Source organism: Rathayibacter sp. VKM Ac-2762 (genome assembly GCF_009866585.1).
Classification (GTDB): Bacteria; Actinomycetota; Actinomycetes; order Actinomycetales; family Microbacteriaceae; genus Rathayibacter.
Map to the genome: position 1 here is coordinate 721,137 of NZ_CP047419.1, position 23,384 is coordinate 744,520.

Consider the following 23,384-nt stretch of genomic DNA (forward strand, 5'->3'; position numbering starts at 1 on the left):
GTTGTCCTGGGGGTGAGTGCTGAGCCGAGCCCCCTGTCCGTCGACGTCTGGTCCGACATCGCCTGCCCCTGGTGCTATATCGGGAAGCGCCGGTTCGAGCGCGGGCTCGAGGCCTTCCGCGCCGCGCACCCCGAGGCTCCGGAGGTCGTCGTGGAGTACCGCAGCTTCGAGCTCTCGCCGGACACGCCGGAGGACTACCGCGGGGGAGAGGCGGCGTTCCTCGCCGAGCACAAGGGCATCCCGGAGGCGCAGGCGCAGCAGATGCTCGACTCCGTCACGGCGATCGCGGCGGGCGTCGGCCTCGACTACCACTTCGAGTCGGTGCGCCACGTCAAGACGGTCACCGCCCACCAGGCGCTCCACCACGCCAAGGAGAACGGACTGCAGCTCGAGCTCGTCGAGCGTCTCCTGAGCGCGTACTTCGTCGAGGGCCGCGACCTGGCCGATCCGGAGGTGCTCGCCTCGCTCGCCGGCGAGGTCGGGCTCGACCCGGCGGAGACGCGCCGCGCTCTCGAGGACCGGCGCTACCTCGGGCGGGTGCAGTCCGACATCGCCCAGGCCCGCGAGTACGGGATCTCGGGGGTGCCGTTCTTCGTCCTCGACGGGCGCTTCGGCGTCTCCGGCGCCCAGGAGCCGGCGGCGTTCACCGAGGTCCTCGAGCATGTGCTGGAGCAGCGGGCGGCCGTCGCGTGAGCGGGCCGTTCGAGATGCTGGGCGACTCCGGCGTGCCGCTGTGCGAGGACGGCGTCTGCGCCGTGCCGCAGGCCGCGGAAGCGCAGGCCGAGGTGCCGCCGATCAGCGCGGAGGCTCCTCCACGGTGATGTCGGCCACGGTCGCGCCGTAGGCGGCCACGAGGGCGTCCGCGTCGACGAAGGCGCTGCGCCCGTCGGCGCCGGCTCCCATCGCGACGCGGCGGCCGAGGATCCGCTCGTCGGCGTAGACCGGCCAGGCCGTCGTGGACCCGATCGGGGTGATGGTGCCGCGCCGGTAGCCGGTCGCCTCGAGGGCGGCCGTCTCGTCCGGGAGGCGGAGCTTGTTCACTCCGACCACCGCGCGCAGCTTCGGCCACGCGATCTGCCGCCCGCCGGGGACGAGGGCGAACAGGTAGCCGCCGTCGTGGCGCTTCACTACGAGCGACTTCACGATGTCGCCGGGCTCGATGCCCAGCAGCGCGGCCGCCTCGTGCAGGCTGCCGGCAGCGGGCCTCTCCACGATCTCGACCGCCAGGCCGCGGGCGGACGCGTCCGCCTCCAGCCGCTGCGAACCGTCCTCCACAGGTGTGCTCCCGTTCATCTCTCCACCTCTCCGCTCGTCACTCCGCCTTCCCCAACACAGGATCTGGGAGAATCGATACCGATGTCCTCCACTCTCACGGCCGCCCCACCCGCGCGCACCGCGCCGGCGCTCCGGATCGGCCCCCTCGAACTCGACGCGCCGGTGGTGCTCGCCCCCATGGCGGGCATCACCAACACGGCGTTCCGCCGCCTCTGCCGCGAGTTCGGCAACGGCCTCTACGTGAGCGAGATGATCACCTCCCGCGCGCTCGTCGAGCGCACGCCGGAGTCGATGCGCCTCATCCGCCACCACCCCAGCGAGTCGGTGCGCTCGATCCAGCTCTACGGAGTGGACCCGGTCACGGTAGCCGAGGCGGTCACCATGCTCGTCGCCGAGGACCGGGCAGACCACATCGACCTCAACTTCGGCTGCCCCGTGCCCAAGGTCACCCGGAAGGGCGGGGGAGCGGCCCTGCCGTGGAAGCTCCCGCTGTTCCGGCAGATCGTCGAGGGCGCCGTGAAGGCCGCCGGCGACGTCCCGCTCACCGTCAAGATGCGCAAGGGCATCGACCCGGACCACCTCACCTACCTCGAGGCTGCCCGTGCCGCCGAGGGCGCCGGAGTCGCGTCGATCGCGCTGCACGCGCGCACCGCCTCCGAGTTCTACAGCGGGCACGCCGACTGGTCGGCGATCGCCACGCTCAAGGAGACGGTCACGAGCGTGCCCGTGCTGGGCAACGGCGACATCTGGTCGGCCGAGGACGCGCTGCGGATGATGGCCGAGACGGGCTGCGACGGAGTCGTCGTCGGTCGCGGCTGCCTCGGGCGCCCCTGGCTCTTCGGCGACCTCGCCGCCGCGTTCGCCGGCTCCGACGAGCGGTTCCGCCCTTCGCTCGGACAGGTCGCCGAGGCGTTCCGCCGCCACGCGGAGCTGCTCGTCGACTTCTTCGAGAGCGAGGAGCGCGGCTGCCGCGACATCCGCAAGCACGTCGCTTGGTACTTCAAGGGCTACGCCGTCGGCGGCGACCTCCGGGCCCGCCTGGCCACCGTCGAGTCGCTCGCGCAGCTCGACGAGCTCCTGGCGACGCTCGACTGGACGCAGCCCTACCCGGGCGAGGCGGCCGAGGGTCAGCGGGGCCGTGCCGGCTCGCCCAAGGTCCCCTCCCTCCCGGACCGCTGGCTCGAGTCCCGCGAGCTCGACGCCGGGCAGCGCGACGCGGTCTCGGCCGCCGAGATCCACAACAGCGGTGGATGACCGCGCGCTCTGGGGGTACTCGCTCGTCGACACCGAGCGATTCCTGCCGGAGGACCACTCGACCCGCCGCTCCGACTTCGCCCGCGACCGCGCCCGGCTCTTCCACTCCAGCGCGCTCCGCCGCCTGGCCGCGAAGACCCAGGTGCTCAGCCCCACGGCGGGCGTCGACTTCGCGCGCAACCGCCTGACCCACTCGCTCGAGGTGGCGCAGATCGGCCGGGAGCTCGCCACGAGCCTCGACCTGGACCCCGACGTCGTCGACACGGCCTGCCTCGCGCACGACATCGGGCATCCGCCGTTCGGGCACAACGGCGAGCGCGCGCTCAACACCTGGGCCGAGGGGATCGGCGGCTTCGAGGGCAACGCGCAGACCTTCCGGCTGCTCACGCGGCTCGAGCCGAAGGTGTTCGGCGACGACGCCCGCCCCTACGGGCTGAACCTCACCCGCGCCAGCATCGACGCGAGCTGCAAGTACCCCTGGCCCGACACGCGCTCGGTCGCGGACCCGTCGGGGCGCGCCAAGTTCGGGTTCTACGCCGACGACGCCCCCGCGTTCGCCTGGATGCGCGAGGGCGCCCCCGAGGGGGTGCGCTGCATCGAGGCCGAGGTGATGGACCTCTCGGACGACATCGCGTACTCCGTGCACGACTTCGAGGACGCGGTGGTCTCCGGCTACATCGACGTCGAAGCACTCGGCTCCCGCGCCGACCACGAGGACCTCGTGCAGTCGATGCACTCCTGGGTCGGCGGGGAGGTCGGACACGACGAGCTCGTCGCCGCTTTCGACCGTCTCGACTCGCTCGACGTGTGGGTCTCCTCCTGGGACGGCTCCCGCCGCGACCAGGCCCGGCTCAAGAACCTCACCAGCCAGCTCATCGGCCGCTTCGCCGCCGCCGCCACCGAGGCCACCCGCGAGGCGTACCAGCACCCCGACCTCGTCCGCTTCGGCGGCCACGTCGTCGTCCCCCGCGAGCAGCAGGCCGAGATCGCCGTGCTCAAGGGGATCGTCGCGACGTTCGTGATGTCGCGGAACACCCGCCAGCCCATCTACGCCCAGCAGCGCGAAGTCCTCACCCGCCTCGCCGACACGCTCCTCGACCGCGGCCCGGGATCCCTCGAGCCCGGCTTCGCCGAGGACTGGCACGCCGCCCCCGACGACGACGCCCGCCGCCGCGTCGTCGTCGACCAGGTCGCCAACCTCACCGACCAGAGCGCCCTCGCCTGGTTCGAGAGGCTGTGCTGATGCGCTGAGCCGGGCGGCGCCCGGCTCAGCTGTGCCGCCGGTTCCTGCCCGGCGTCACCGCGGTCGGCTTGCCGAGGTGGTGCGTTCGAGGGATCGGGGTGCGTCCGCCTAGGGCGATCCGCTGGGACGCGGATCGGCCGTTCGGCGGTGCTCGATCCCACGCCGGTCCTCGCCCGGCGTGGCGCGGTCGGCTTGGCGACGTGGTGCGTTTCGTGGAGCGGGGTGCGTCCGCCTAGGGCGATCCGCTGGCACGCGGATCGGCCGTTCGGCGGTGCCGGGGCACGCCGGTCACCGCCGGGCGTCACCGCGGTCGGCTTGTCGGGGTGGTGCATTTCGTAGAGTGCGTCCGCCTGGGGCGATCCGCTGGCACGCGGATCGGCCGTTCAGCGGTGCCGGGGCACGCCGGTCACCGCCAGGCGTCACCGCGGTCGGCTTGTCGGGGTGGTGGGTTCCAGGGAGCCGGGTGCGTCGTCTGAGGCGATGTGCTGGCGTGCGGGTCGGCCGGTCGGCTCGGAGGGCGGGGAGGGCACCGCACCGCGAGGCGCGGAGGGGCGCGGGGCGGCGGGTACGGTGAGGGCGTGGGAGCGGAGCGGACACGGCAGCGGATCCTCGAGGCGGCGACGGAGGAGTTCGCGGCGCACGGGCTGGCGGGAGCGCGGGTCGACCGCATCGCGGCACGGTCGGGGATGAGCAAGCCGATGCTGTACTCGCACTTCGGAGCGAAGGAGCGGCTGTTCGACGCGGTGTTCGACGCGCACGTGCTCGCCAACGCCCAGCGGGTGCCCTTCACGGCGGCGGACCCCGCGGACTACGCGAGACGGCTCTACGACGACTACCTGGCCGACCCCGCGCTGATGCGCCTGGTCATGTGGAAGCGGCTCGAGCAGGAGCCGGACGGCTACCTCTACGCGGGCAACGAGGGCATCGACGAGGCGAACCTCGCCGACATCGCGGAGCAGCAGCGCGCCGGCCTCCTCCGCCCCGACCTCGACCCTGCCGACCTCTGGACCCTCCTCATCGCTACCGCCGCGGCCTGGGCCCAGGGCTCCGTCACCACGGTCGCCGACCCGGGCGACCCCGACCCGGTGCACCAGCGCCGACGAGCCGCACTGGGACAGGTCGTCGACGCGGCCCTGCGACTCCGCTGACGATCCCGGAGAAGCTACCAACCGGTAGGTAGTCTTGCGGCATGCTCACCACTGCACTCCTCGCCGAGCGTCCCGGCGACTCCCTCCGCCCCACCGTCGTCGAGCGGCGCGAGCTGCGCGCCGACGACCTCGACGTCCGCGTCGACTTCTGCGGTGTCTGCCACAGCGACCTCCACGCGCTGGGCGCCGACGCCGGATTCCCGCTCGTTCCCGGCCACGAGTTCGTCGGCGAGGTCCTCGCCGTCGGCACGGGAGTCACGGCGTTCCATCCGGGCGACGCGGTCGCGGTGGGGAACATCGTCGACTCGTGCGGCGAGTGCGGCATGTGCCGCGCGGGCCAGGAGAACTTCTGCGCGAGCTTCCCGACGCTCACCTACGGCGGCACGGACCGGATCGACGGGACGCCCACGCTCGGGGCGTACTCCGGCCGGTACGTCGTGAGCGAGCGGTTCGCCTATGCACTCCCCGAGGGTCTGGATCCGGCCGCGGCCGCACCGCTTCTCTGCGCGGGGATCACGGTCTGGGAGCCGTTGAGAGCGTCGGGAGTCGGGCCCGGGACCCGCCTCGGTGTGGCGGGCCTCGGCGGACTCGGCCACCTGGCGGTCCGCCTCGGCGCGGCTCTCGGCGCCGAGGTCACGCTCCTGACCACGTCTCCGGGCAAGGAGGCGGACGCCCGCCGGCTCGGAGCGCAGCACGTCGTCGTCACGACGGACGCGGAGGCGCTCACCGCCGCCCGCGACTCGCTCGACGTCGTGATCGACACGGTGTCCGCCCCGCACGACCCGGCTGACTACCTGCGCGTGCTCGCCCTCGACGGCACCCTGTTCCTCCTCGGGCACCTCGGCACCGTGACTGTGGACGTCCTGGACCTGCTCGTCGGCAGGAAGCGGCTCGCCTCGGCCGGCAGCGGAGGGCGCCGCTGCACGCAGGACCTGCTCGACTTCTGCGCCGCGGAGGGCGTCGCCGCGGAGGTGGAGGTGCTGCCGGTCGCGGAGGTCGGGACCGCCCTCGACCGGCTGGCGAGGAACGACGTGCGCTACCGCTTCGTCCTCGACCTCCGCGGCATCGACGACGACCTCCGGTGACGGCGCCTGTCGAGGATCAGCCGGCGAGCAGCTGCCCGTAGCGCTCCGCGGGATCGAGAGCGAGGCCGGCCTTGACGCTGCGGGCGATGTCGTCGGCGAGCACCTCGGAGTCGCCGCGCTCGAGGCCGTCGAGGGCGGCGGTCACGATCGCCTCCGGCGAGGACTTGGGCGCGTCCGTCCAGGACGCCATGTCGGTGTCGACGAACCCCATGTGCAGCCCGAGGACCTGGGTGCCCTGCTCGGCCAGAGCGAGGCGGAGGCCGTCGGTCGCGCTCCACGCCGCCGCCTTCGACATCGAGTAGGACTCGGCGCCCGGGAACGACGTGAAGGACGACACGGACAGCACGTTGAGCACGCCGCCGCCGCCGGCGCGACGGAGGTGGCCGGCGAAGGCGCGGGTCAGCAGGAGCGGTCCGAACGCGTTCGTCTCGACGGTGCGGCGGATCTCGGCGACGTCGCCGGTGAGGAAGGGCACGGTCGGCGCGATGCCCGCATTGTTGACGAGGATCTGCAGGTCGCCGAGCTCGGCGGCCAGCTCCTCGATGCGCACCGGGTCCGTCACGTCGAGCGCGACGGGGACGACGCCCTCGCTCACCGCGATCGAGGAGACGTCGCGGGCGGCGGCGTAGACGGTGCGGGCGCCGCGGGCGCGGAGCTGCCGGACGAACTCGGCGCCGATGCCCCGGTTGGCGCCGGTGACGAGGGCGGTGGAATCGTGGATCTGCATGGGGTCCGCTTTCTGTAGCGATCGATAAAGAACGGGTGGCGTGGACGCTAGCACATTCCGTAGCGCCTGCTATAGATTGGTGGGCATGGCAGGACGACCGAGGAGCTTCGATCGCGGAGCGGCGCTGCGGACCGCGATGAACCGCTTCTGGAGCGACGGCTACGACGAGACGACGGTCGCGGTGCTCACCCGGGACATCGGCATCTCGGCCCCGAGCCTCTACGCCGCCTTCGGCGACAAGGACGAGCTCTTCGAGGCCGCCGCGGCCTGCTACGCCGGCACCGCGAACGCCGTGCTCGAGGAGCTGCTCGACCGGCCGACGGCGCGCGAGGCCGTCGCCGCCGTCGTCCGAGTCAGTGCGGAGGGGTACTCCGCGCCCGGCACTCCTGCCGGCTGCTTCGTGCTGAGCGAGCCGCGGCTCGAGGCCCGTCGCCGCGAGATGGAGGCGCTCGTCGCCGCACGAGTCGAGCGCGGGATCGAGGAGGGCGACGTGCCGCCGGAGACGGACGCCGGATCCGTCGCCGCCTTCGTCGTCGCCGTGCTCAGCGGGATGTCGACGCAGGCCCGCGACGGAGCACCGGCGGACCGCATCGCGGTCATCGGCGAGCTCGCACTCGGCGCGCTGCCGGCGGCCACGGGCGTGCGAGCCGCAGGGCGCACGCCGGGAGCTCCCGGATGAGGCCGCGTCGGCCCCGTCTCGGCCTCCTCGCCCTGGTCGTCGCGGGGCTGCTGCTGATCCAGCCCGCCGCGGCCTCGGCGGCACCGCTGCTCCCTCCCGCGAACGGCGTCCTCGACTACCAGCTGGGAGGCGCCTACGCTCCGGCGTCGAGCGTCACCATCGTCGACCGCGACCGCACGGACGCGCCCGCCGCCGGCCGCTACAGCATCTGCTACGTGAACGCCTTCCAGACCCAGCCCGGCGAGAGCGCCGCCTTCGCGAAGCGGCACCCCGAGCTCCTGGTGAGGCGAGCGGACGGGAAGCCCCTCGCCGATCCGGGCTGGCCGGACGAGTACCTCTTCGACGTCTCGACCGCCGCGAAGCGGACCGCTCTGCTCGCGATCGTCGGCGCCTGGATCGACGGCTGCGCCGAGGACGGCTTCGACGCCGTCGAGGCCGATAATCTGGACAGCTACACCCGCTCGGGCGGGAGGCTGACGAAGTCGCAGGCGCTGGCGTTCGCCACCCTCCTGACGGCGCGCGCTCACCGCTCCGGCCTGGCGATCGGCCAGAAGAACGGAGCCGATCTCGCCGCTGCCGGGAAGAGGACGGTCGGCTTCGACTTCGCCGTCGTCGAGGAGTGCCAGGTCTACGACGAGTGCGCGGCGTACACGGACGTCTACGGGCGCCAGGTCTACGAGATCGAGTACACCGACAACGGCCGGTCCGCCTACTCCGAGGCCTGCGCCGCGCAGGGCCGGAGCATCTCGGTCACCCTCCGCGACCGCGACGTCGTCCCCCGTGGCGCAGCGGGCTACGTGAACCGGCACTGCTGACGCCGGGCGGCCGCTACCGCAGGGCTCCCAGCACGACGGCCGCGGCGCGGGCGACCAGCGCGTCGTCGTAGTCCGCCTCGGGGTCGTTGCGCGCCGAGAGGATCGACAGCACGACCGCGTCCCGCCCGGGAGGCGTCACCACGGCGACGTCGTTGCGGATCCCGCCGGCGCCCCCGGACTTGTCCGCGACGCTCCAGCCGGCCGGAGCGCCCGCCCGGACGAGAGTGTCGCCGGTCGCGTTGCCGCTCATCCAGTCGAGCAGGAGTGCCCGGTCCTCCGCGGACAGCACGTCACCTGTGGCGACCGCGGCGAGGTCCGCCGTGAACGCGGCCGGGGTGGTGGTGTCGTCGATGCTGCCGGGCTCGATCGTGTTCAGAGCGGGCTCCTCGTTCACCACCTCGGTGGTGGTGTCGCCGAGAGCCTCGAGTCCACGGTCGAGGGCGGAGGGTCCGCCGAGGCGCCGGAGGACGAGATTCAGCGCTGTGTTGTCGCTCCGGCGGACGGCCGCCTCGGCGAGCTGCGACAGCGGCAGGCCGGTGGCGGTGCTCTCCTCCGTGACGGGGGAGTAGCCCGCCGCCTCGACGTCGGCCACGGTCCAGGTGACCACCTCGTCCCGCTCGGCGGCGGGGACGGTGCGCAGGAACTCCGCCGCGGCGAGGGCTTTGAGGCTCGAGGCGAAGCCGAAGCGCTCGTCGGCCCGGTGATCGACCCGGCGACCCGAGCCGGTGTCGACGGCGCTGACGCCGATCCGGGCGTCGAACTCGTTCTCGAGCACGGCCAGCTCGGCGGAGACGTCGATCGGAGGAGGGGTGGCGGAGGACGCCGACGACGGCACGGAGGCGGACGACGGCGGCGCGACCGGGGCGTCCGCGGTGGTGGTGCACCCGGCGAGGGCCAGGAGGAGGGCGGAACCCGCGAGTGCGCGGAGGGTCCGCGACGACCCTCTCGAACGCTTCACAGCGCGGAGTAGACGACGAAGAAGGCGACGGCGGCCGCCGCGGTGACGCCGAGCGCCGCGAGCGAGACGAGTGCGCGCGGCCTCCTCCGCACGACGGCCAGGACGAGGAAGCCCGCGCCCAGGACGATCTGGAGCCACCAGTACACCGGACTCGTGGTGTCGGCGACCGCGCCCAGCGCCCAGACGCCCTCGCCGATCAGCACGCCCGAGAGCGGCGCGACGGCCAGGACGCGCCACGTCCTCGAGCCGTGGAGAGTGAGCGCGGCGGCGGCGCCCAGGATCGGCCCGGCGGGGACGGCGAGCAGCCAGAAGACGTCCGTGAAGGGAGGCGAGTAGCCGAAGCCGCGCGCTGCGGTCACCAGGTCGTAGCCCTCGAGCAGCGCCCAGAAGCTCAGCAAGCCGAGCGCCGCCCCCGCTGCCGGTCGGACGCCGCCGAGGCGCACGAGCGCGAACACGAGCATGGACCAGCCCCCGGAGGAGTTGGCGAACGAGCTCACCGACGGCGGGAGGGAGCCCTGGAGCAGGCTGGTGAGCCCGCCCAGGACGAGACCGCCGAGCAGGGCGACGAGCAGAGCACGCAGGAGAGGCGGGCGGGAGGCGGCAGGGGGCATGGGTCGATTCTCGGAGACGGCGGGCGGGTGCGGATCAGGGATGACCCTGATCTCGGGGTGCGGGGCCGATCACAGGTCTCCGGGGTGATCCGCGCCGCCCTGGTGCAGTTCTCCCCACCCCGGCTCGGCGGCCCCGGCGGCCGATACGATGGACCCCATGCCTCGGATCCGACAGTCAGATGTCGAGGAGGTCAAGGCGCGGGTGAACATCGGCGACGTGATCGGCGAGTACGTCACGCTGAAGTCGGCCGGCATCGGCTCGCTGAAGGGCCTCTGCCCCTTCCACGACGAGCGCAGCCCCAGCTTCCACGTCCGCCCGCAGGCCGGCTTCTACCACTGCTTCGGCTGCCAGGAGTCGGGCGACGTCTACAGCTTCATCATGAAGATGGACCACAGCTCGTTCAGCGAGACCGTCGAGCGCCTCGCCGGGCGGATCGGCTTCCCGCTGCAGTACGAGGACGGCGACGGCCGCGCGCCCGAGACCGGCGGGCGAGCGCGCCTCCTCGCCGCGAACGACGCCGCGGAGGAGTACTTCCGCGAGCAGCTCGCGACCCCGGGCGCCGACGTCGGTCGGCGCTTCCTCGGCGAGCGGGGCTTCGACCGCGCCGCCGCCGACCGCTTCGGCGTCGGCTTCGCACCCGACGGCTGGGACGGGCTCACGACCGCGCTCAAGCGCCGCGGCTTCTCGGAGGAGGAGCTGACCACGGCCGGCCTGGTCAGCAGCAACAACCGCGGCGGCGTCTACGACCGCTTCCGCGGCCGCCTCGTCTGGCCGATCCGCGACGTGACCGGCCAGACCGTCGGCTTCGGCGCCCGCCGCCTCCTCGAGGAGGACAAGGGCCCCAAGTACCTCAACACCCCCGAGACGCCCGTCTACCACAAGTCCCAGGTGCTCTACGGGCTCGACCTCGCCAAGCGGGACATCTCCCGCGGGCACCGGGTGGTCGTCGTCGAGGGCTACACGGACGTCATGGCCTGCCACCTCGCCGGCGTCACCACCGCGGTCGCCACCTGCGGCACCTCCTTCGGCGTCGACCACATCAAGGTGCTTCGCCGGGTGCTGGGCGACGACAGCGGCGTCGGCGAGGTCGTCTTCACCTTCGACCCCGACGCGGCGGGCCAGAAGGCGGCGATGCGCGCGTTCCAGGAGGAGCACCGCTTCGCCGCGCAGACCTTCGTCGCCGTCGCGCCCGAGGGCCTGGACCCCTGCGACCTCCGCCTGAACCGCGGAGACGACGCCGTCCGCCGCCTCATCGACGACAAGAAGCCGATGTTCGAGTTCGTGATCCGGCAGCTGCTGGACCGCTACGACCTCGAGACGGTCGAGGGCCGGATCGCGGCCCTGCGCGCGGCCGCCCCGGTCGTCGCCGAGATCCGCGACCCGGCGCTGCGGCCCGGCTACTCCCGCGAGCTCGCCCGGATGCTCGGCCTGGACATGGCCGAGGTCAACTCCGCCGTGCGCTCCGCCGGATCCCGGCCCCGCTCCTTCGGACCCGAGGGCCGCGACCAGCAGGGCGGCCGGGGCGGCGGCGAATCGTCCGCGGCCGAGGCGCCCCTCGGCGCGCGCATCGCCGACCTCCCCGTCGACGTCGTCACGCGCATCGAGCGCGAGGCGCTGATGGCGATGCTCCAGCTTCCGCAGGCGATGGGTCCGGAGCTCCTGGCCAGGGCGGCACACGCGGCGGTCACCAACGAGACCCTCCGCGTGGTCCGCGACGCCGTGGTCGCGAACCTCGAGCGGGCGGAGGACCGCGACTGGGTCGAGCACGTCGCCGACGACGTCCCCGGCCCCTTCGCCTCGCTGGTGCGCCAGCTCGCGGTGGCGCCGATCCCGGCCGCCGACGAGGAGGGGCTCGCCCGCTACTCCCGCGACGTGGCGATCTCGCTCATCGAGCGCGACCTGCTCCGCGAGATCGCCGAGCTGCGCGGGGCGCTCCAGCGCGCGTCCGCCGATCCGGTGATGGCGCGCGCGGTGCAGGTGCGCCTGGTCGAGCTCGAGCGCGAGAAGCGGGCGCTGCGCACGGAGTGAGCGTGTTGCGGTCGTGTGAAGAAATCGGCCGCACGCCCGTGCCGGTTCGGAGAGCGCTTCCAACTGTGTTACCTATGAGGAACAGCAATGCGGGCGTCCAGTGTCGTGACGCCACAGCCCACAGGAGATCTGTGTGCCGAGAGTCCGCGCGCCCGGAGCGCGCCCGCATCCCATCCTTGACAGGAAGAGGCAGACGGAGATGAATTCCGCATCCACTCGCGGCACCCGTGCACTGGCCGCCGCCGCAGGCTTCGCCGCGGTCGCGCTCGTGCTGACGGGCTGCGCCGCCGGCGGGAACGACTCGTCCGGCGGCAGCGCCGGAGGGGCCCTGACCATCGGCACCACCGACAAGATCACGACGCTCGACCCCGCGGGCTCCTACGACAACGGCTCGTTCGCCGTGATGAACCAGGTGTTCCCGTTCCTGATGAACACCCCCTACGGCAGCCCGGACGTCGAGCCCGACATCGCCGAGTCGGCGGAGTTCACCGCTCCCACGGAGTACACCGTGAAGCTGAAGGAGGGACTGAAGTGGGCCAACGGCCACGACCTCACCTCCTCCGACGTGAAGTTCTCCTTCGACCGCCAGGTCGGCATCGCGGCCGAGAACGGCCCCTCCTCGCTCCTGGCGAACCTCGACAGCGTCGCGGCTCCGGACGACACGACCGTGGTCTTCACGCTGAAGTCCGAGAACGACCAGACCTTCCCGCAGATCCTCTCGAGCCCCGCCGGCCCGATCGTGGACGAGGAGGTCTTCTCGGCCGACGAGCTGACCGCGGACGCCGACATCGTCTCGGGCGACGCCTTCGCCGGCCAGTACACGATCGCGAACTACGACGTGAACAACCTCATCCAGTACAAGGCGTACCCGGACTACAAGGGCGTGCTCGGCGAGGCGAAGACGGACACCGTCAACGTCAAGTACTACGCGGACTCGTCCAACCTCAAGCTGGACATCCAGGAGGGGAACATCGACGTCGCGTTCCGCAGCCTCTCGGCGACGGACATCGACGACCTCCGCGGCAACGACACGGTCAAGGTCGTGGACGGCCCCGGCGGCGAGATCCGCTACATCGTCTTCAACTTCGACACCCAGCCCTTCGGCGCGACGACCGGTGAGGCCGACAGCGCCAAGGCCCTCGCCGTGCGCCAGGCCGTTGCCGACCTGATCGACCGCGACGAGATCGCCGACCAGGTCTACAAGGGCACCTACACCCCCCTCTACTCCTACGTCCCCGCCGGCCTGACCGGCGCGGTCGAGCCGCTCAAGTCGCTCTACGGCGACGGCAACGGCGCGCCCGACGCCGACAAGGCGAAGGCGACCCTCGAGGCGGCCGGCGTCACCGCTCCGGTCACCCTGAACCTGCAGTACTCGAACGACCACTACGGTCCGTCCTCGGGCGACGAGTACGCGCTGATCAAGGACCAGCTGGAGTCGACCGGCCTCTTCACCGTGAACCTGCAGACCACGGAGTGGGTGCAGTACTCGAAGGACCGCTCGAGCGACGTCTACCCGGCGTACCAGCTCGGCTGGTTCCCCGACTACTCCGACGCCGACAACTACCTCTCGCCGTTCTTCATCAAGGAGAACTTCCTCGCCAACCACTTCGACGACGCCGAGGTGCAGAGCCTGATCGCGCAGCAGGTCTCGACCACCGACGCCGACGCGCGCACCGCGCTGATCGAGCAGATCCAGGAGAAGGTCGCGGCGCAGCTCTCGACCGTCCCCTACCTGCAGGGCTCGCAGGTCGCGGTCGTCGGCAGCACCGTGAGCGGAGCCGAGGACACCCTCGACGCCTCGTTCAAGTTCCGCTACGCGGCACTCAGCAAGGGCTGATCCACCCCCCTCGCGGCCGGCGCCTCCCCGACAGGAGGCGCCGGCCGTTCTCCACGAAAGGCATCACGTGACGACAGCCACGACGGCTGCGGCGACGGCGCCCACCCGGCGACCGCGCGGCTCCGGGGGCGGACTCGGGCGCTACCTGCTCGTCCGCTTCCTGCTCATCATCCCCACCGTCTTCATCCTCGTGACGCTGGTGTTCCTCCTCATGCGCAGCACGGGCGACCCGATCACGGCGGCCCTCGGCGGCCGCCTGACCGCGGACCAGCTCGCCGAGCGCGTAGCCGCCGCCGGCTACGACCGGCCGCTGATCGTGCAGTACCTCGAGTACCTCGGCAAGCTGCTGACCGGCGACTTCGGCACCACTCTGAGCGACAACCGCCCCGTGACCGAGGTGCTCCTCACCTACGGCGCCGCGACGGTCGAGCTGGCCTTCTACGCCCTGATCGTGGCGTTCCTGGTCGGCATCCCGCTCGGGATGCTCGCCGCCTACCACCGCGACCGCACGCCCGACGCGGTGCTGCGCATCTTCGCGATCCTCTGCTACGCGACCCCGGTGTTCTTCGCGGGCCTGCTGCTGAAGCTGGTGTTCTCCGTCTGGCTGAAGTGGTTCCCCGTCGCCGGGCGCGCCTCGACGAGCACCGAGCTCTCGCTCCAGTTCCTCGAGAACAAGACCGGCATCTACCTGATCGACGCGATCCAGACCGGCGACCCGGCCGCGATCTCGGACGTGCTCTCTCACGCGGTGCTCCCCGCCGTCGCGCTGGGCCTGCTCACCGCGGGCATCTTCCTGCGCCTGGTGCGCACCAACGTGATCGGCACGCTCGGCACCGATTACGTGGACGCGGCGCGCTCGCGCGGCGTCAGCGAGTTCCGGCTCGTCCGCACCCACGCCTACCGGCCGGCGCTCATCCCGATCATCACTGTGATCGGCCTGCAGATCGCCCTGCTGCTCGGCGGCGCCGTCCTCACCGAGACCACCTTCGAGTGGAAGGGCCTCGGCTTCCAGCTCGCCGAGTACCTCCAGGCCCGCGACTTCGTGGCCGTGCAGGGCATCGTCGCCCTGCTCGCCGTCATCGTGGCGCTGACCAACTTCATCGTCGACGTCATCGCGGCGCTCATCGACCCGCGAGTGAGGTACTGAGCATGAGCACCACCTCCCCGGCGCGTCCGCGCCGCCGCCTCGTCGACCGCCTGCCGGTCGTCCACCAGCTCCGGCAGAGCGTCGGCCTCCAGCGGGGGATGCTCGTCACCGGCCTGATCATCACCGGCGCGTTCCTGCTGGTGGCCCTGTTCGCGCCCCTCATCGCGCCCTACGGCTACTCGCAGCTGCGCTCGGGCGGCGAGTCGTTCGGCGCGCAGGAGCCGCCGAGCGCGGAGCACCTGCTCGGCACCACCGTCGGCGGCTACGACGTCCTCTCGCGAGTGATCTGGGGAGCGCAGACCGCGTTCCTCGTGATCGTCGTCGCCGTGGTCCTGTCGATCTTCCTCGGCGTCTTCCTCGGCCTCGTCTCCGGCTACCTCGGCGGCTGGCTCGACCGCGTGCTCGTCGTGATCTGCGACGCGATCTACGCGTTCCCGACCCTGCTGCTGGCGATCGTGATGTCGATCGTCATCTCCGGCGGGCAGTCGAACCTCTGGGCCGGCATCTTCGCCGCAGCGGTCTCGATCACCGTGGTCTACATCCCGCAGTACTTCCGCGTGATCCGGGCCGAGACCGTGCGGATCAAGGGCGACGCCTTCGTCGAGTCGGCGAAGGTCATCGGAGCGTCGACGCCGCGGATCATGTTCCGCCACGTCCTGCGGAACGCGACGCGCACGCTGCCGCTGATCTTCACGCTGAACTCCTCCGAGGCGATCCTGACCCTCGCCGGCCTGGGCTTCCTCGGCTTCGGCATCGAGCCGACGTCGGCCGCGGAGTGGGGCTACGACCTCAACAAGGCGCTGTCGGACGTCACGAGCGGCATCTGGTGGACCTCGGTCTTCCCGGGCCTGGCGATCGTGCTCGTGGTGCTGGGCATCACCCTCGTGGGCGAGAGCCTGAACGACCTCGCCGACCCGCGCCTGCGCGGTCGGCGCGCGGTGGCCGCCGGTGCCGGCGACGTCGCCGCGACGTCCGTCGTGCCGGGCGGCGTCCTCGCCGCCGACGGCCTGGAGACGCCGGGGCACGACCCCGTCGCCGGAGTGGAGGGGACGCGATGAGCGACCAGCGCATCGTCCGGGACGCCTCAGCGCGTCCGATCGTGGACATCACCGACCTCGAGGTCGCCTTCGCGAGCGACCGCGGCGCCGTCCGCGCCGTCGCCGGGGTGAGCCTGCGCGTCGAGCGCGGCGAGGTCCTGGCGATCGTCGGAGAGTCCGGCAGCGGCAAGACCGTGACCGCGAAGACCATCCTCGGCCTCCTGCCCGAGACGGCCACCGCCTCCGGAGTGGTCCTGCTCTCGAAGAAGGACGGCAGCGCGGCGACCGATGTCGTCTCCGTGCCGAAGGCCCGCCTCCGGGAGCTGCGCGGCACCGACGTCGCCATGGTCTTCCAGGAGCCGGGCACCGCACTCAACCCGGTCTTCACGGTGGGCTGGCAGATCGCGGAGGGACTGCGCGCTCACGGCTCCGTCTCGAAGAAGGAGGCGCGCAAGCGCGCGATCGACGTCCTGCGCACCGTCGGCATCCCGGAGCCGGAGAAGCGGGTCGACTACTACCCGCACCAGTTCTCGGGCGGCCAGAAGCAGCGCGTCGTCATCGCGATGGCCCTGGTCCTGGATCCCGGCCTGATCGTCGCGGACGAGCCGACCACGGCTCTCGACGTGACCGTGCAGGCCGAGATCCTCGACCTGCTCCGCCGGTGCCGCGACGAGTTCGGCACCTCGATCGTGCTGATCACCCACAACATGGGCGTCGTCGCCGATCTGGCCGACCGCGTCGCCGTGATGTACCAGGGCGAGCTGGTCGAGGAGGCGACGGTCTCCGAGCTGTTCTCGGCGCCGAAGGCCGAGTACACGAGGAAGCTCCTCGCCGCCGTCCCGCACGTGGGCCAGGGCGTCGAGCGCGCCCGCGTCCGCGCCGTCGAGCGCGCCGAGGCCCCCGAGGCCGAGACGCTCGTCGCCGCCGAGGGCCTGCGGATCCAGTACCCCGGCCGGCTCGGCCGTCCCGGCTTCGTCGCGGTCGACGGCGTCTCGCTGCGCATCCGCGCGGGCGAGGTGCTGGGCCTCGTCGGCGAGAGCGGCTCGGGCAAGACCACCATCGGGCGCGCCATCGCGGGTCTGACGCCGGTGACCGGCGGGTCGCTGAAGGTCCTCGGCAAGGAGATGCGCGGCATCCGAGAGCGCGCCTTCCGGCCGGTCCGCGGCGACATCGGCTTCGTGTTCCAGGACCCGGCGTCGAGCTTCAACCCGCTGCTCACCATCGCGGAGTGCGTGGCCGAGCCGCTGATCGTACACGGACGGGCCGGCGACGCCGCCGGGGCGCGCTCGCGCGTCGACGAGCTCCTGGAGGCGGTGCAGCTGCCCCGCTCCTACGGCGACCGCTACCCGCACGAGCTCTCCGGCGGCCAGCGCCAGCGCGCCAGCCTCGCCCGGGCCCTCGCCCTCGAGCCGAAGCTGCTGATCGCCGACGAGCCCACCTCGGCGCTCGACGTGTCGGTGCAGGCCCGCGTGCTCGAGCTGTTCGCCGAGCTGCAGCGCGAGTTCGGCTTCGCCTCGCTGTTCATCAGCCACGACCTCGCCGTGGTCGACCTGCTCGCCGACCGCATCGCGGTGCTCTACCGCGGCGAGCTGGTCGAGGAGGGGACGGGGGCCGAGGTGCTCGCCGCGCCGAAGCACCCCTACACGCAGCGCCTGCTCGCCTCCCTGCCCGTGCCCGACCCGGTCGAGCAGGCCTCGAGGCGCGAGCTCCTGCGCAGCATCGTCGAGGCGGAGCGCCGGGCGTGAGCCGGACCGCCGAGGATCAGGCCCCCATCGTCGTCGACGACCTCAGCGTCGAGTACCCGCCGCGCGGCATCAGCCGCCGGTGGACGGCACTGCGGGGAGTGAGCCTCCGCGTGGAGCCGGGGGAGGTGCTCGGGATCCTCGGCGGCAGCGGCTCGGGCAAGTCCACGCTCGCGCGCGTGCTCGGCGGCGACGGCCTGGGGCACGACGGCGGCCGCACGCGTCCGGTGATCATCGGAGGGGACGCGACGGTCGCGGGGCACCGCCTCCGCTCGCTCCCCGCCCGCGAGCTCAAGCGCTTCACCGTCGACGTCGCGCATCTCGCGCAGGACGCCGGAGCGGCCCTCCGCCCCGAGCTGACCGTCTCGGAGCTGATCGCCGAGCCGATCTTCCTCCGCGACCGCCACTACGACCCGAAGGCCGCGGCGGTGCGGGTGGCGACGCTGCTCGACTCCGTGCACCTGCCGCTGTTCCTGCTCGACCGCTACCCCTACGAGCTCTCCAGCGGCCAGCGCCAGCGCGTGGCCGTGGCCCGCTCGCTCGTGCTCGGGCCGAAGGTGCTGATCGCCGACGAGCCGACCTCGGGCATCGACGCGACGGTGCGCGAGTCGATCGTGGACCTCCTCGCTGACCTGCGGCGCCGGGAGGGATTCGCGGCCGTCGTGGTCAGCCACGACATCGATGTGCTGAGCCGGGCGACCGACCGGATCGCAGTGCTGGTCGGCGGCGAGGTCGTCGCGTACGGGCCGCTGCTGGACGTGCTGATCGAGGCGCGGCACCCCTACGTGCGCGAGCTCGGAGCGGCCTTCGCCGAGTACGAGCGCTTCGACGCCTCCCGAGCGCAGCGCGTCGAGGCGGCCGACCAGTGACCGTCCCGCGCGTCGCGGTGCTCCCGCGGCCGAAACCGGTGTTCGCCGAGGCGGTCGAGTCGGGCGGGGGAGTGGTCGTCGGACTCGACGGGAGTCCGGACGCGCTGCTCTGGCTGTCCTACGGCCGCACGGACGAGCTGGCCGCTGTGCTGGAGGAGCACCCGTCGATCCGCTGGGTGCAGCTGCCCTGGGCCGGCGTCGACGTCTTCGCGCCCGTGCTCGCCGCGTCTCGCGCGGACGTGGTCTGGACCAGCGCCAAGGGCGCCTACGCGGAGCCGGTGGCGGAGCACGCGCTCGCGCTGGTGCTCGCCCTCCTGCGCTCGCTGCCGGAGCGGGCGCGCGCCGCGTCGTGGGGGCCGAAGAAGGCGGTCACGCTGCACCGCGCCTCCGTGGTGATCGTCGGAGCAGGAGGGATCGCTCGCGAGCTCCTGCGGCTGCTCGCCGTCTTCGACTGCCGGGTGACGATCGTCCGCCGCGGAGACGAGCCGGTGGAGGGCGCCGCCCGCACCCTGCCGGCGTCGCGGCTCGCCGAGGCCGCGGCGGACGCCGACGTGCTGGTCCTGGCCGCCGCCGCCACCGCGGGCACGGAGCGGATGGTCGACGCGGGTCTGCTCGCGCGGCTCCCCGCCCACGCCGTGCTCGTCAACGTCGCCCGGGGGAGCCTTGTGGACACGGACGCGCTCGTCGCGGCCCTCGCCCAAGGCCGTCTCGCGGGCGCCGCGCTCGACGTGACGGACCCCGAGCCGCTGCCGGACGGGCATCCGCTCTGGAGCGAGCCCCGGTGCCTGATCACGCCCCACAGCGCGGACACCCCCGAGATCACCGCGCCGCTCCTGGCCGAGCGCGTGCGCGCCAACGTGGCCGCCTGTGCCGCCGGCGGGCCGTTCGTGGGCCGCGTCGACCCGGGCTCCGGCTACTGAGTGCGCGCCCGATTTTGCGTTCGCGGAGAGTTTGCTAAAGTAGTACCGCGCTGATCGCCTCCGGGTGGTCGGATGATCCTCGATAGCTCAATTGGCAGAGCAATCGGCTGTTAACCGGTAGGTTCTTGGTTCGAGTCCAAGTCGGGGAGCGAAGGGTCCGGGACTCCACTCTCGGGCCCTTTTTTCGTGCCCGCGAGCGGTCGCCCTCGAGGGCCCACCCGCTCGGACCGACGATCGGAGGCGCGATGCGCGAGGACGTGCTCGCTCTCCTGCGCCGCCGCCCCGACGTCGAGGCGCCGGATCTCGTCGCCGTCGACGCCAGTGACCGCCTGCTGCTCGACCTCGCCGCCGATCGCGGCCGCCTCGCCGTGATCGGGGACGCCTACGGGGCGCTGAGCCTCGGCCTCGCCGCCGACGGCCGTGCCGTGCGGGTCGTGCAGGACTCGATCACCGCCGAGCGCGCTCTCGCGCAGAACCTCGAGACGGTGCGCGGGTCGGGCGTCGACCTCGCGCCGATCGAGATCGTCGACTCCGTCGCGGAGGTCGTCCGCGACGCCGACGCGGTGCTCCTGCGCCTGCCGCGCTCGCTCGACGCCCTGGCCGCCGTCGCGGCCGGGACCGCACTCGCGAATCCGGCGGCGACCCTGATCGGCGCCGGCCGCATCAAGCACATGACGCGCACGATGAACGACGTGCTCGCCGTGCGCTACGAGCGGATCGACGTCTCCCTCGCGCGTCAGAAGTCGCGCGCCCTGCTCGCGAGCGGCGCGCTCCCCGACCAGCCGCCCGCGCCCGGGCCCGAGCGGCGCCGTCTGGACGAGCTCGACCTCGAGGTCGTCGCGCTGCCGGGAGCCTTCGCCGGGGCGCGACTGGACCTCGGCACCCGCGCCCTCCTCGCCGCCCTCGATCTCGACTCCCTTCCCGCGGGCACCGCACTCGACCTCGGCTGCGGAACCGGCGTCCTCGCCGCCGTGGTGGCCCGGGCCCGCCCCGACCTCGCCGTGACCGCGACGGACACCTCGCGTGCCGCGGTCGAGTCCGCCCGGGCGACCGCGGCGGCCAACGGGCTGGCCGTCACTGTCCTCCGCGACGACAACGCCTCGACGCTGGAGGCGTCCTCCGTCGACGTCGTGCTCTGCAATCCGCCGTTCCACTCCGACGGTGCCGTCACCGACCTCGTCGCCCGGCGCATGCTGCGCGCGGCCGGCCGCGTGCTGCGCCCCGGAGGCGTGCTGTGGACGGTCTTCAACTCCCACCTCGCGCATCCGGCCGAGCTGCGCCGCGCGGTCGGGCCGACCACGGTGGTGGCGCGCGACCGCCGCTTCACCGTCACCCGCTCCGTGCGCTCCGACGGCTGAGTACGGCTCCGCAACCCCCTCCGCGGCCTCAGGTCCGCTGTCCGCGGCGCGGGTACGATCTCTCTCCGGCGCTCCTGTGCCGAACCCGTCCCGTCCCCCCGGAGGCCGTCGTGCTCGAAGTCGTCCTCGTCCTCGCCCTGATCGCCCTGGTCGCGGTCGTCGTTCTGTGGCGCCGCGCCGTCGGCGCCGAGCGCCGTGCCGCCGAGAGCCGTGCGGAGGAGGCGGCGCGCGTCGTCCGCCTCGAGCTGGCAGTCGGCGAGCAGGAGGCGAGGCTCCGCATCGTCGGCGAGCTCGAGCAGCTCGCGGTCCGCAGCGCCGCGCACGTCGTCGAGGAGGCCGAGAGCGTCCGGCTCACGATCGACCGCGACCCCGCCGCAGCCGCGCGGTCGGCGCAGCGGGCAGTGCGGGCAGCCGAGGCCTCGCTGGCGCAGCTGCGCCGCATCGCGACCGTCGCCTCCGTCGATCCGGGGGAGCTGCCGCGCACCGGCGGCTCCGTCCCCCTGATCGAGGGCGCCCGCGAGCGAGGCCTGAGCGTCCGCGAGGAGTCGTTCGGCGAGCCGTTCCCGCTGCAGGACGGCGCCGAGGTGGCCGTGCTCCGGGTGCTCGAGTACGCCTTCGACTCGGCGCTGGAGACCGGCGGCGCGGGGACCGAGGTCCGCATCAGCTCCCGATGGACGACCACGGGCCTCCGGGTGGAGGTCGACGACGACCGCGAGCAGCACGGCGCGGCGGAGCAGGACGCCAGCGCTCTCGAGGCGGATCTGCGCTCGCTCACCGAGCGCATCGACAGCCCCGCGCTCGCCGAGCTGCGCGAGCGGGCCGCCCTCTTCGGAGGCGACGTGACCGAGAAGCGGACGCCCGGCGTCGGCCGGAGCGTCACCGCCTCGTTCCCCGCGATCCGCCACCACAACGGCGTGCACGGGGTCGACCTGGCCTGAGTCAGTCCTCGAGGTGCTCCACGCCGGGCAGCCACGAGACGCCGGGGCCGCCCCAGCCGCGCTTGCGGGTGATCTTCGCGACCGGCTTGTGGTAGTCGTGCTCGAGGCGGTCGATGTAGAGCACGCCGTCGAGGTGGTCGAACTCGTGCTGGAACACGCGGGCGAACCAGCCGTCCGCGACGATCTCGAACGGCTCCTGCTCGAGGTCGACCGCGCGGAGGATCGCGCGCTCGGAGCGGCGGAGCGGGAAGCGCTCGCCGGGGAAGGAGAGGCACCCCTCCGACTCCGTGTCCTCGTCCGCCTCGCCGAGCGGGGTCGGCGTGACGAACAGCTCGGGGTTGATCGCGACGCCGCGGCGGGGGGTGCCGTCGTCGTCGGCGTAGTCGTAGACGAACAGTCGCAGCGGGACGCCGACCTGCGGGCCGGCGAGGCCGACTCCGGGGGCGGTGTCCATCGTCTCGAACATGTCGGCGACGAGGGTGCGCAGCGCATCGTCGAACTCGGTGACGGGGGCGGCGGGGGAGTGCAGGACGGGGTCGCCGGCGATGCGGATGGGGAGGACGGCCATGGGGGACAGGGTACCGCGGGGCCGCCGACCGGGTCCGCGAGGATCATCCGCTGGGCTCAGCCCCTCACCCGTGCGTCGGAGGACTCCCGGAGGCGTTCTGGGTAGGGTCGACCCCATGCCCGCCGATCTCGCCGAACTCCTCAACGACCCGGCGAAGTTCATCGGCATCCCGATCGCTCTCGTGGGCGCGGTGTTCCTCTCCCTCGGCGCGCAGTTCCAGCACCGGGGAGTGGCGAAGGTGGAGCGGTTCTCGAAGCGCTCCGGCTCCTCCGGGCTCAGCGGCGGTCAGCTGGTCGCGCTGCTCTCGCGCCCCTCGTGGGTGATCGGCACCCTGCTCCTGGGTCTCGCGATCGTCTTCCAGCTGACGAGCCTCGGCTTCTCCCCGCTCATCGTGGTGCAGCCGCTCGGAGCGGTGGCGCTCGTGATCACCGCGGTCGTGAACGCGCGGGTCAGCCGGGTGCGCCTGAACGCGGCGTCGATCCGGGCGATCGTGCTCTGCGTCGGGGGTGTCGGCACGTTCGTCCTCGTGGCGGCGTTCAACGCCGTCGACAAGTCCATCCAGACGCCCGAGCTCGTCACGATCCTCGTGATCCTCGCCGTGGTGCTCACGGTCTTCGTCATCGCCTTCCGCGTCTTCCGCCGCGGAGCGAAGGCGATCTTCTACATCGTGGGCGCCGGAGTGGTCTACGGCTTCGTCGCGACGCTCGCGAAGGTCGTGCTCAACCGCATCAAGTACGGCGAGTTCGACCCGCTGACGGTGGTCTGCATCGTGGCGCTCCTGGCCGCGACCGCCCTCGGCGGGTACTTCGTGCAGAACGCCTACTCCTCCGGTCCGCCGGACCTCGTCGTCGCGGGCCTCACCGTCATCGACCCGCTGGTCGCCGTCGCGATCGGCATCGTCGTGCTCGGGGAGGCGCAGTACGCGGCCCCGTGGGCGATCCCGCTCTTCATCGCGGCCGGCGCCGTCGCCATCTACGGCGTCTTCCTCCTCGCCAAGCACCACCCGCAGGCACGCTGACGGCGCGGGATCCCGGGTGGTGAGGACTCCTCTGCCTACAATGGGTCCGCGCCGAGAGCCCCGAAACCGACCGACCTCCGCCGATCGCTCCCTTCTCTCCCCGAGCGGCACGACACCGATAGGACC

The 23,384-nt window shown here is 72.7% G+C and carries 22 protein-coding genes and 1 tRNA gene; 18 read left to right on the forward strand and 5 right to left on the reverse strand.

Features of this window, described 5'->3' with window-relative positions:
- The first annotated feature begins 12 nt into the window (after positions 1-12).
- Positions 13-693 carry a DsbA family oxidoreductase gene (locus GTU71_RS03420; RefSeq protein WP_104226692.1) on the forward strand — a complete coding sequence of 227 codons (681 nt, stop codon included), beginning with the start codon at positions 13-15 and terminating at the stop codon, positions 691-693.
- A 102-nt stretch (positions 694-795) separates the two neighbouring features.
- Here the strand turns inward: GTU71_RS03420 and GTU71_RS03425 are convergent, their stop codons facing one another.
- Entirely contained in the window at positions 796-1,293 is a 498-nt protein-coding gene (locus GTU71_RS03425; protein ID WP_104223436.1) for a YbaK/EbsC family protein, read from the reverse strand.
- Positions 1,294-1,356: 63 nt separating this feature from the next.
- Here GTU71_RS03425 and dusB point away from each other — a divergent pair, with 63 nt between their 5' ends.
- The 4 genes from dusB (at position 1,357) to GTU71_RS03445 (ending at position 6,005) form a co-directional block, all read left to right on the forward strand.
- Positions 1,357-2,529, forward strand: coding sequence for a tRNA dihydrouridine synthase DusB (gene dusB / locus GTU71_RS03430; protein WP_104223437.1), 1,173 nt, complete (start codon positions 1,357-1,359; stop codon positions 2,527-2,529).
- Positions 2,522-3,772, forward strand: coding sequence for a deoxyguanosinetriphosphate triphosphohydrolase (locus GTU71_RS03435; RefSeq protein ID WP_104260976.1), 1,251 nt, complete (start codon positions 2,522-2,524; stop codon positions 3,770-3,772). The genes dusB and GTU71_RS03435 overlap by 8 nt, the downstream gene beginning before the upstream one ends.
- Positions 3,773-4,350: 578 nt before the next feature.
- Complete coding sequence (locus GTU71_RS03440; RefSeq protein WP_104283504.1) at positions 4,351-4,920, forward strand: TetR family transcriptional regulator; 570 nt, start codon at positions 4,351-4,353, stop codon at positions 4,918-4,920.
- A gap of 41 nt (positions 4,921-4,961) precedes the next feature.
- Entirely contained in the window at positions 4,962-6,005 is a 1,044-nt protein-coding gene (locus GTU71_RS03445; RefSeq protein WP_104328968.1) for an NAD(P)-dependent alcohol dehydrogenase, read from the forward strand.
- A 16-nt stretch (positions 6,006-6,021) separates the two neighbouring features.
- Here GTU71_RS03445 and GTU71_RS03450 read toward each other — a convergent pair whose 3' ends face one another.
- Positions 6,022-6,732 carry an SDR family oxidoreductase gene (locus GTU71_RS03450; RefSeq protein ID WP_159939313.1) on the reverse strand — a complete coding sequence of 237 codons (711 nt, stop codon included), beginning with the start codon at positions 6,730-6,732 and terminating at the stop codon, positions 6,022-6,024.
- 85 nt (positions 6,733-6,817) lie between these two features.
- Between GTU71_RS03450 and GTU71_RS03455 the strand changes: the two genes are divergently transcribed.
- Entirely contained in the window at positions 6,818-7,411 is a 594-nt protein-coding gene (locus GTU71_RS03455; RefSeq protein WP_104283510.1) for a TetR/AcrR family transcriptional regulator, read from the forward strand.
- A complete protein-coding gene (locus GTU71_RS03460; protein WP_104257929.1) occupies positions 7,408-8,226 on the forward strand; it encodes an endo alpha-1,4 polygalactosaminidase in 819 nt (272 codons plus the stop codon). Before GTU71_RS03455 ends, GTU71_RS03460 begins: the two co-directional genes overlap by 4 nt.
- Positions 8,227-8,239: 13 nt before the next feature.
- Here the strand turns inward: GTU71_RS03460 and bla are convergent, their stop codons facing one another.
- Both bla and GTU71_RS03470 read right to left on the reverse strand, forming a co-directional pair.
- Positions 8,240-9,184 carry a class A beta-lactamase gene (gene bla / locus GTU71_RS03465; protein WP_159939314.1) on the reverse strand — a complete coding sequence of 315 codons (945 nt, stop codon included), beginning with the start codon at positions 9,182-9,184 and terminating at the stop codon, positions 8,240-8,242.
- Positions 9,181-9,795, reverse strand: coding sequence for a DUF6518 family protein (locus GTU71_RS03470; RefSeq protein WP_104327914.1), 615 nt, complete (start codon positions 9,793-9,795; stop codon positions 9,181-9,183). Before GTU71_RS03470 ends, bla begins: the two co-directional genes overlap by 4 nt.
- A 157-nt stretch (positions 9,796-9,952) precedes the next feature.
- Between GTU71_RS03470 and dnaG the strand changes: the two genes are divergently transcribed.
- The 10 genes from dnaG to GTU71_RS03520 all read left to right on the forward strand — a co-directional run bounded on the left by dnaG (position 9,953) and on the right by GTU71_RS03520 (position 21,672).
- Entirely contained in the window at positions 9,953-11,824 is a 1,872-nt protein-coding gene (gene dnaG, locus GTU71_RS03475) for a DNA primase (protein ID WP_159939315.1), read from the forward strand.
- A gap of 199 nt (positions 11,825-12,023) precedes the next feature.
- Positions 12,024-13,661 (forward strand): ABC transporter substrate-binding protein, encoded by a 1,638-nt coding sequence (locus GTU71_RS03480; protein WP_159939316.1) that lies wholly within the window; start codon positions 12,024-12,026, stop codon positions 13,659-13,661.
- A 67-nt stretch (positions 13,662-13,728) separates the two neighbouring features.
- Positions 13,729-14,808 (forward strand): ABC transporter permease, encoded by a 1,080-nt coding sequence (locus GTU71_RS03485; protein WP_104223444.1) that lies wholly within the window; start codon positions 13,729-13,731, stop codon positions 14,806-14,808.
- 2 nt (positions 14,809-14,810) lie between these two features.
- Positions 14,811-15,866 (forward strand): ABC transporter permease, encoded by a 1,056-nt coding sequence (locus GTU71_RS03490; RefSeq protein ID WP_104238213.1) that lies wholly within the window; start codon positions 14,811-14,813, stop codon positions 15,864-15,866.
- Positions 15,863-17,590, forward strand: coding sequence for an ABC transporter ATP-binding protein (locus GTU71_RS03495; RefSeq protein WP_104226684.1), 1,728 nt, complete (start codon positions 15,863-15,865; stop codon positions 17,588-17,590). The genes GTU71_RS03490 and GTU71_RS03495 overlap by 4 nt, the downstream gene beginning before the upstream one ends.
- Entirely contained in the window at positions 17,587-18,456 is an 870-nt protein-coding gene (locus tag GTU71_RS03500; protein ID WP_167305248.1) for an ATP-binding cassette domain-containing protein, read from the forward strand. The genes GTU71_RS03495 and GTU71_RS03500 overlap by 4 nt, the downstream gene beginning before the upstream one ends.
- A complete protein-coding gene (locus GTU71_RS03505; protein ID WP_244230629.1) occupies positions 18,453-19,376 on the forward strand; it encodes an NAD(P)-dependent oxidoreductase in 924 nt (307 codons plus the stop codon). Before GTU71_RS03500 ends, GTU71_RS03505 begins: the two co-directional genes overlap by 4 nt.
- A gap of 76 nt (positions 19,377-19,452) precedes the next feature.
- A tRNA-Asn gene (locus tag GTU71_RS03510) sits at positions 19,453-19,525 on the forward strand.
- Between the two features lie 96 nt (positions 19,526-19,621).
- Complete coding sequence (locus GTU71_RS03515) at positions 19,622-20,734, forward strand: class I SAM-dependent methyltransferase (protein ID WP_159939317.1); 1,113 nt, start codon at positions 19,622-19,624, stop codon at positions 20,732-20,734.
- A 110-nt stretch (positions 20,735-20,844) separates the two neighbouring features.
- Positions 20,845-21,672: a hypothetical protein gene (locus GTU71_RS03520; RefSeq protein WP_104223449.1), complete on the forward strand. Its 828-nt coding sequence runs from the start codon at positions 20,845-20,847 to the stop codon at positions 21,670-21,672.
- A 1-nt stretch (position 21,673) separates the two neighbouring features.
- On the opposite strand, the gene def is transcribed toward GTU71_RS03520, so the two are convergent.
- A complete protein-coding gene (gene def / locus GTU71_RS03525) occupies positions 21,674-22,240 on the reverse strand; it encodes a peptide deformylase (protein WP_104223450.1) in 567 nt (188 codons plus the stop codon).
- 115 nt (positions 22,241-22,355) lie between these two features.
- Here def and GTU71_RS03530 point away from each other — a divergent pair, with 115 nt between their 5' ends.
- Complete coding sequence (locus tag GTU71_RS03530) at positions 22,356-23,258, forward strand: DMT family transporter (RefSeq protein WP_159939318.1); 903 nt, start codon at positions 22,356-22,358, stop codon at positions 23,256-23,258.
- Positions 23,259-23,384: the final 126 nt, after the last annotated feature.

Bases quoted from the DNA above. Each gene is read 5' to 3' on its own strand.
- GTU71_RS03480 (WP_159939316.1), top strand. From the start codon at position 12,024: ATGAATTCCGCATCCACTCGCGGCACCCGTGCACTGGCCGCCGCCGCA.
- def (WP_104223450.1), bottom strand. From the start codon at position 22,240: ATGGCCGTCCTCCCCATCCGCATCGCCGGCGACCCCGTCCTGCACTCC.
- dnaG (WP_159939315.1), top strand. From the start codon at position 9,953: ATGCCTCGGATCCGACAGTCAGATGTCGAGGAGGTCAAGGCGCGGGTG.
- GTU71_RS03470 (WP_104327914.1), bottom strand. From the start codon at position 9,795: ATGCCCCCTGCCGCCTCCCGCCCGCCTCTCCTGCGTGCTCTGCTCGTC.
- GTU71_RS03495 (WP_104226684.1), top strand. From the start codon at position 15,863: ATGAGCGACCAGCGCATCGTCCGGGACGCCTCAGCGCGTCCGATCGTG.
- GTU71_RS03450 (WP_159939313.1), bottom strand. From the start codon at position 6,732: ATGCAGATCCACGATTCCACCGCCCTCGTCACCGGCGCCAACCGGGGC.
- GTU71_RS03515 (WP_159939317.1), top strand. From the start codon at position 19,622: ATGCGCGAGGACGTGCTCGCTCTCCTGCGCCGCCGCCCCGACGTCGAG.
- GTU71_RS03445 (WP_104328968.1), top strand. From the start codon at position 4,962: ATGCTCACCACTGCACTCCTCGCCGAGCGTCCCGGCGACTCCCTCCGC.
- GTU71_RS03460 (WP_104257929.1), top strand. From the start codon at position 7,408: ATGAGGCCGCGTCGGCCCCGTCTCGGCCTCCTCGCCCTGGTCGTCGCG.
- GTU71_RS03530 (WP_159939318.1), top strand. From the start codon at position 22,356: ATGCCCGCCGATCTCGCCGAACTCCTCAACGACCCGGCGAAGTTCATC.
- dusB (WP_104223437.1), top strand. From the start codon at position 1,357: ATGTCCTCCACTCTCACGGCCGCCCCACCCGCGCGCACCGCGCCGGCG.
- GTU71_RS03455 (WP_104283510.1), top strand. From the start codon at position 6,818: ATGGCAGGACGACCGAGGAGCTTCGATCGCGGAGCGGCGCTGCGGACC.
- GTU71_RS03425 (WP_104223436.1), bottom strand. From the start codon at position 1,293: ATGAACGGGAGCACACCTGTGGAGGACGGTTCGCAGCGGCTGGAGGCG.
- GTU71_RS03490 (WP_104238213.1), top strand. From the start codon at position 14,811: ATGAGCACCACCTCCCCGGCGCGTCCGCGCCGCCGCCTCGTCGACCGC.